8 protein-coding genes are annotated in these 5204 nt (G+C 70.3%); 5 read left to right on the top strand and 3 right to left on the bottom strand.

Annotated features, from left to right (window positions below; translation table 11 throughout):
* From CCN72_RS40065 to CCN72_RS41460, 3 genes are all read right to left on the bottom strand, one after another.
* On the bottom strand, positions 1-131 hold a 131-nt coding region (locus CCN72_RS40065), incomplete at its 3' end, for a transposase (protein ID WP_143664239.1).
* Between the two features lie 295 nt (positions 132-426).
* On the bottom strand, positions 427-1176 hold the full coding sequence (locus tag CCN72_RS29460; protein WP_086811022.1) for a transposase family protein: 750 nt from the start codon (positions 1174-1176) through the stop codon (positions 427-429).
* Positions 1177-1300: 124 nt separating this feature from the next.
* Positions 1301-1435, bottom strand: coding sequence for a hypothetical protein (locus CCN72_RS41460; RefSeq protein ID WP_272923141.1), 135 nt, complete (start codon positions 1433-1435; stop codon positions 1301-1303).
* A 176-nt stretch (positions 1436-1611) separates the two neighbouring features.
* Here CCN72_RS41460 and CCN72_RS29465 point away from each other — a divergent pair, with 176 nt between their 5' ends.
* The 5 genes from CCN72_RS29465 (at position 1612) to CCN72_RS29485 (ending at position 5191) form a co-directional block, all read left to right on the top strand.
* Complete coding sequence (locus CCN72_RS29465; RefSeq protein ID WP_086811024.1) at positions 1612-1914, top strand: type II toxin-antitoxin system Phd/YefM family antitoxin; 303 nt, start codon at positions 1612-1614, stop codon at positions 1912-1914.
* A 243-nt stretch (positions 1915-2157) separates the two neighbouring features.
* The gene (locus CCN72_RS29470; protein ID WP_086811025.1) at positions 2158-2460 is read left to right on the top strand and encodes an urease subunit gamma; all 303 of its coding nucleotides are present in this window, start codon (positions 2158-2160) and stop codon (positions 2458-2460) included.
* 11 nt (positions 2461-2471) lie between these two features.
* On the top strand, positions 2472-2783 hold the full coding sequence (locus tag CCN72_RS29475; RefSeq protein ID WP_086811027.1) for an urease subunit beta: 312 nt from the start codon (positions 2472-2474) through the stop codon (positions 2781-2783).
* Positions 2776-4497: an urease subunit alpha gene (locus tag CCN72_RS29480; RefSeq protein WP_086811029.1), complete on the top strand. Its 1722-nt coding sequence runs from the start codon at positions 2776-2778 to the stop codon at positions 4495-4497. The genes CCN72_RS29475 and CCN72_RS29480 overlap by 8 nt, the downstream gene beginning before the upstream one ends.
* A 19-nt stretch (positions 4498-4516) precedes the next feature.
* On the top strand, positions 4517-5191 hold the full coding sequence (locus CCN72_RS29485; protein ID WP_086811031.1) for an urease accessory protein UreF: 675 nt from the start codon (positions 4517-4519) through the stop codon (positions 5189-5191).
* Positions 5192-5204 lie beyond the last annotated feature (13 nt).

The following is a 5204-nucleotide window of genomic DNA, read 5'->3' on the forward strand; positions in this document are numbered from 1 at the left end:
CGGTACTTCCATGCAATGGCCTCGAGCGTTCGGCGGTGGTCGGCCCACCGTCGCCCGCGGACCGGATCGGCCGGCATCAGCGGCGCGATCCGGTCCCACATCGCATCAGTGATCACTAATCGGACAGACACATCCGATCAACTGATGAGCCCACCAAAGAGACACGGCCTAGTTCCTGGTGCAGGGAAAAGTCTAGGGCCAGATAGGGGTTCGGAGAGTCAGTGCTGGCAAGGAGTTACGCCGTGTGCGTGCAGTAGCGCCACGATCTCTAGATCGTTCTCTAGACGCTGCCGCGATAGTGCCACGACCTCTGGCTATACATACAAGGCGAACGCCCACGCCGCCTGCCCCTCCAGCTCACGCAGGTCTAACCACTCCAGCCAGGCCGGACCGGCGCTGCTCTGCGCGGACCAAGAATGAGCTTCTTCAGCGTTGCCGCTCCAGAGTGAGGACAGCCTTGGCAATTGACGTCATGCGGTTCGGACTGCACCGGGCCTTGCGGAAGATTCGCCAGGACTTCAAGCGGGCGACGCCGCGTTCGACTGGCGACTGTGCCGCTGCCAGCGCCCGGTTCAGAGTCTTCTCCGTGGGCGTGAGCTCCTGCAACGGCTTGCGTTTGATGCCCGTGGTCAGCCAGGGCCCGCCGCCCTGGTAGGCAAGATCCGCCAGGATGGGGACGCCCTGGCGCTCGCAGATCCGGATGATCCGGTGAGTGCGGGCGGCTGTCAGGTCGTGCGTGCGCCCGGGAAGGGCGGGCGAGAGCCACAGCAGCCGGCCGCTGGGGTCGGTGACGACCTGGACGTTCACCCCGTGGCGGCGGTGCTTGTGGGAGTAGTTGGCCCGACCGTCGCCGACCCGGTCGCACTCAGCAAGGGTGCCGTCGAGCAGGACGAAGTCGGGTTCGTGCTCGCGAAGCGTCTTCAGCAGGCCCGGCGCACGCTCGGCGAGCAGGTCAACGACCGCGGTGGTGTAGACGTGGGCCGTGGACTCGCTGATCCCGAACCCGGCGGCGATCCTCGCGAGAATGGTGGGTTCGCGTAGGTACACCAGTGCCACCACCGCGCGCTGGGACGGACGGAGCTTGCAGCGCCGGTCGCCCTCACGGGTGACGATCAGCATGGTGACCCACTCCACGAGTGCATGGGGAAGGTCGAGTGCGGCAGAATGGATGACCAACGAGGCCCCCGAGCAGCGTGATTGAGACGTCAGACATCTCGATCAACCGCCCGGGGACCTCGCTCGTTGCGCTTCATGGCCCATCACCCGATCGGTGGCCAACTCGAAGAAGCTCACTGAGAAGCTAGTCGTCGTAGGCCATCGAAGCCATCACGAGGACAGCGTCCACCACGCTGCCGTACAGTCGGCGCCCAATCCGTGCGGAAAAGCGCCCGTTCAACATCGGCGTGGCGTGCGTCTCCATCATCGACGCGAACACGCCGTGAAGGGTGCCGGACCAAGGCACCGCGCGGCGGGTGACAGCCGCTGGGCGCCGCCGTCTCACGGATCTCTCACAGACGCTGCGTGGGACAGTGGATTCGGAACCTCTGACCTGGACCTTTTCGCTCCTCCTGGGCTCACATGGAATGCCTGTACGCCCCGTAAACTAGGGGTATGGCCTACGAGATTCCGGTGACGCAAGCCAGGGCTGAGCTCGCCGACCTGATCAACCGGGTGGTGTACGGCGCCGAGCGCGTCGTCGTGACCCGGCACGGCAAGCCGCTGGCCGCGCTGGTCTCGGCCGCCGACCTGGCACGCCTCGAGGCCCTCGACGCCGCCGACGAGCCGGGCGAGGAACAGGTGGCCAGCTCGGTCTCGCGCATCCGTGAGTCCGCCGTCCATGAGGTGCCGTCCGCTCCGCGCGAACGCCAGCGCTTCGGCATCGCGGCGGAGTACCGGGGGCCGGGCGTGTCCTGAACCGCCCCTGGCCGCCCCGCAGTTATCGCCGGTGCCATGGGGCGGTCATGCGCCGCCCAAAGGCTGGTTAACGTCGTTGAAACTCCGGCGAACTAGCCTGCGGATCCATGCCACCGGAGGGTTTTTGTGCCCCCATTGCGCACGGTCGGTCCCTGTTCGTCCGTGTGTTACACCTGACTCCCGTCGCGGTGGCTGCGGCACCCGGGCCCCGCACGGTCCGGAGCGAGGACTGTGAGGTGGGACGTGCAACTGACCCCGCACGAGCAAGAGCGGCTGCTCATCCATGTGGCGGCCGACGTCGCCGAGAAGCGCAGGGCCCGCGGTCTTCGGCTCAACCACCCTGAGGCGGTCGCCCTCATCACCTCGCACATCCTGGAGGGCGCGCGCGACGGCCGTACCGTCGCCGAGCTGATGTCCACCGGCCGCAAGCTCCTCACCAGGGACGACGTCATGGACGGCATCGCGGAGATGATCCACGACGTACAGGTCGAGGCGACCTTCCCGGACGGCACCAAACTCGTCACCGTGCACGAGCCGATCATCTGACGGGGGCCGCGATGATTCCCGGAGAGATCCTCTTCGCCGACGACCCCGTGCGCGTCAACGAGGGCCGGGCCGTCACCCGGCTCACCGTCCTCAACGCCGCCGACCGGCCCGTCCAGGTCGGCTCCCACTATCACTTCGCCGAGGCCAACCCCGGACTGGAGTTCGACCGCGTCGCCGCGCACGGCCGGCGGCTGAATGTCGCCGCCGGCACCGCCGTGCGCTTCGAGCCCGGCATCCCCGTCGACGTCGAACTCGTGCCCCTCGCCGGCGCCCGGATCGTGCCGGGGCTGCGCGGCGAGACCGGAGGTGCCCTCGATGGCTGAGATCTCCCGCGCCGCCTACGCCGACCTGTTCGGACCGACCACCGGCGACCGCATCCGGCTCGCCGACACCGATCTGCTGATCGAGATCGAGGAGGACCGCTCGGGCGGACCCGGCCGCGCCGGGGACGAGGCGGTCTTCGGCGGGGGCAAGGTCATCCGCGAGTCCATGGGCCAGTCCCGGGCCACCCGCGCCGACGGCACCCCCGACACCGTGATCACCGGGGCCGTCGTCGTGGACCACTGGGGCATCGTCAAGGCCGACATCGGCATCCGCGACGGCCGTATCACCGCCCTCGGCAAGGCCGGTAACCCCGACACCATGGACGGCGTCCACCCCGACCTGGTGGTCGGCCCCGAGACCGAGATCATCGCGGGCAACGGGCGGATCCTCACGGCCGGCGCCATCGACGCGCATGTCCACTTCATCTGCCCCCAGGTCGCCGACGAGGCGCTGGCCTCCGGCATCACCACCCTGGTCGGCGGCGGCACCGGCCCCGCCGAGGGCTCCAAGGCGACCACCGTCACACCCGGCCCCTGGCACCTCGCCCGGATGCTGGAGGCGATGGAGTCCTACCCCCTGAACATCGGCTTCCTCGGCAAGGGCAACACCGTCAGCCACGAGGCGATGCTGTCCCAGATCCGCGGCGGCGCCGTCGGCCTGAAGCTGCACGAGGACTGGGGCTCCACCCCCGCCGTCATCGACGCCGCGCTCACCGTGGCCGACCGCACCGGCATCCAGGTCGCCATCCACACCGACACCTTGAACGAAGCCGGATTCGTCGGCGACACCCTCGCCGCGATCCGGGGCCGGGGCATCCACTCGTACCACACCGAGGGCGCCGGCGGCGGGCACGCGCCCGACATCATGACCGTGGTCTCGCAGCCCAACGTGCTGCCCAGCTCCACCAATCCGACCCGGCCGTTCACCGTCAACACCGCCGAGGAACACCTCGACATGCTGATGGTCTGCCACCACCTCAACCCGGCCGTCCCCGAGGACCTCGCCTTCGCCGAGTCCCGGATCCGGCCCTCCACCATCGGCGCGGAGGACATCCTCCACGACCTCGGCGCGATCTCGATCATCTCCTCCGACTCCCAGGCCATGGGCCGGGTCGGCGAGGTGATCCTACGGACCTGGCAGACCGCCCATGTCATGAAGCGGCGCCGGGGCGCGCTGCCCGGCGACGGCCGTGCCGACAACCACCGGGTACGGCGCTATGTCGCCAAATACACGATCAACCCGGCGCTCGCCCAGGGCCTCGCCACCGAGACCGGCTCCGTGGAGCGGGGCAAGCTCGCCGACCTCGTGCTGTGGGAGCCCGCGTTCTTCGGGGTGAAGCCGCTCCTCGTGCTCAAGGGCGGCCAGATCGCCTACGCGCAGATGGGCGACGCCAACGCCTCCATCCCCACCCCGCAGCCGATCCTGCCCCGCCCGATGTACGGCGCGATCGGCCGCGCCCCGGCCGCCAACTCCGTCAACTTCGTCTCCTCGCTCGCCCTGGAGGACGGGCTGCCGGAACGGCTCGGGCTCGGCAAACGGTTCGTGGCGATCGACTCCACGCGCGCGGTCACCAAGGCCGACATGCGGGAGAACGACGCCCGCCCCGACGTCCGCATCGACCCCGACAGCTTCGCCGTGCACATCGACGGCGAACTGGTCGAGGCGACCCCGGCCGCCGAACTGCCCATGGCCCAGCGCTACTTCCTCTTCTGACGGCATCGACGGCACCGTGATGACACACGCGGCACTGCTCGTCCTGGCCGACGGCCGATTCCCCGCCGGAGGGCACGCCCACTCCGGCGGGGCCGAGGCCGCCGTCAAGGCGGGGCGCATCACCTGCGCCGCCGACCTGGAGGACTTCTGCCGGGGCCGGCTGCACACGGCCGGACTGGTCGCGGGCGCGCTCGCCGCGGCGGCCGCGCTCGGCATGGACCCCCGGGAGCTGGACGCGGCGGCGGACGCCCGCACGCCCTCCCCGGCGCTACGGCTCGCCGCCCGCCGGCTCGGCCGCCAGCTGCTGCGGGCCGCACGGGCGAGCTGGCCGTGCCCGGAACTCGACGGGATCGCCCGGAGCTTCCCCAAGGGCGCCCATCAGCCCGTGGTCCTCGGACTCGCCGCCTGGGCGGCCGGGCTCGGGCCCGCGGAGGCGGCGTACTGCGCCCTGTACGAGAGCGTGAGCGGACCGGCGACGGCGACCGTACGACTGCTCAGCCTCGACCCCTTCGACGCGACCGGCGTACTGGCCCGGCTGGCACCGGAGCTGGACACGGTCGCGCGGACGGCGGTCGACGCGGCGGGGAGAGCCGCCGCGGAAGGGCTCCAGGCGCTGCCCGCGGGGTCCGGCCCGTTGCTGGAGATCATGGCCGAGGCCCACGCCTCATGGCCGGCCCGGCTGTTCGCGTCCTGACCTCCCCTCCCAC

This window comes from Streptomyces murinus (assembly GCF_002154555.1).
Lineage (GTDB): Bacteria > Actinomycetota > Actinomycetes > Streptomycetales > Streptomycetaceae > Streptomyces > Streptomyces murinus.

What these genes read in the sequence shown, in the direction of transcription:
- CCN72_RS29480 (WP_086811029.1), top strand. Translation starts at nt 2,776, where the DNA reads ATGGCTGAGATCTCCCGCGCCGCCTACGCCGACCTGTTCGGACCGACC.
- CCN72_RS29485 (WP_086811031.1), top strand. Translation starts at nt 4,517, where the DNA reads ATGACACACGCGGCACTGCTCGTCCTGGCCGACGGCCGATTCCCCGCC.
- CCN72_RS29465 (WP_086811024.1), top strand. Translation starts at nt 1,612, where the DNA reads ATGGCCTACGAGATTCCGGTGACGCAAGCCAGGGCTGAGCTCGCCGAC.
- CCN72_RS29475 (WP_086811027.1), top strand. Translation starts at nt 2,472, where the DNA reads ATGATTCCCGGAGAGATCCTCTTCGCCGACGACCCCGTGCGCGTCAAC.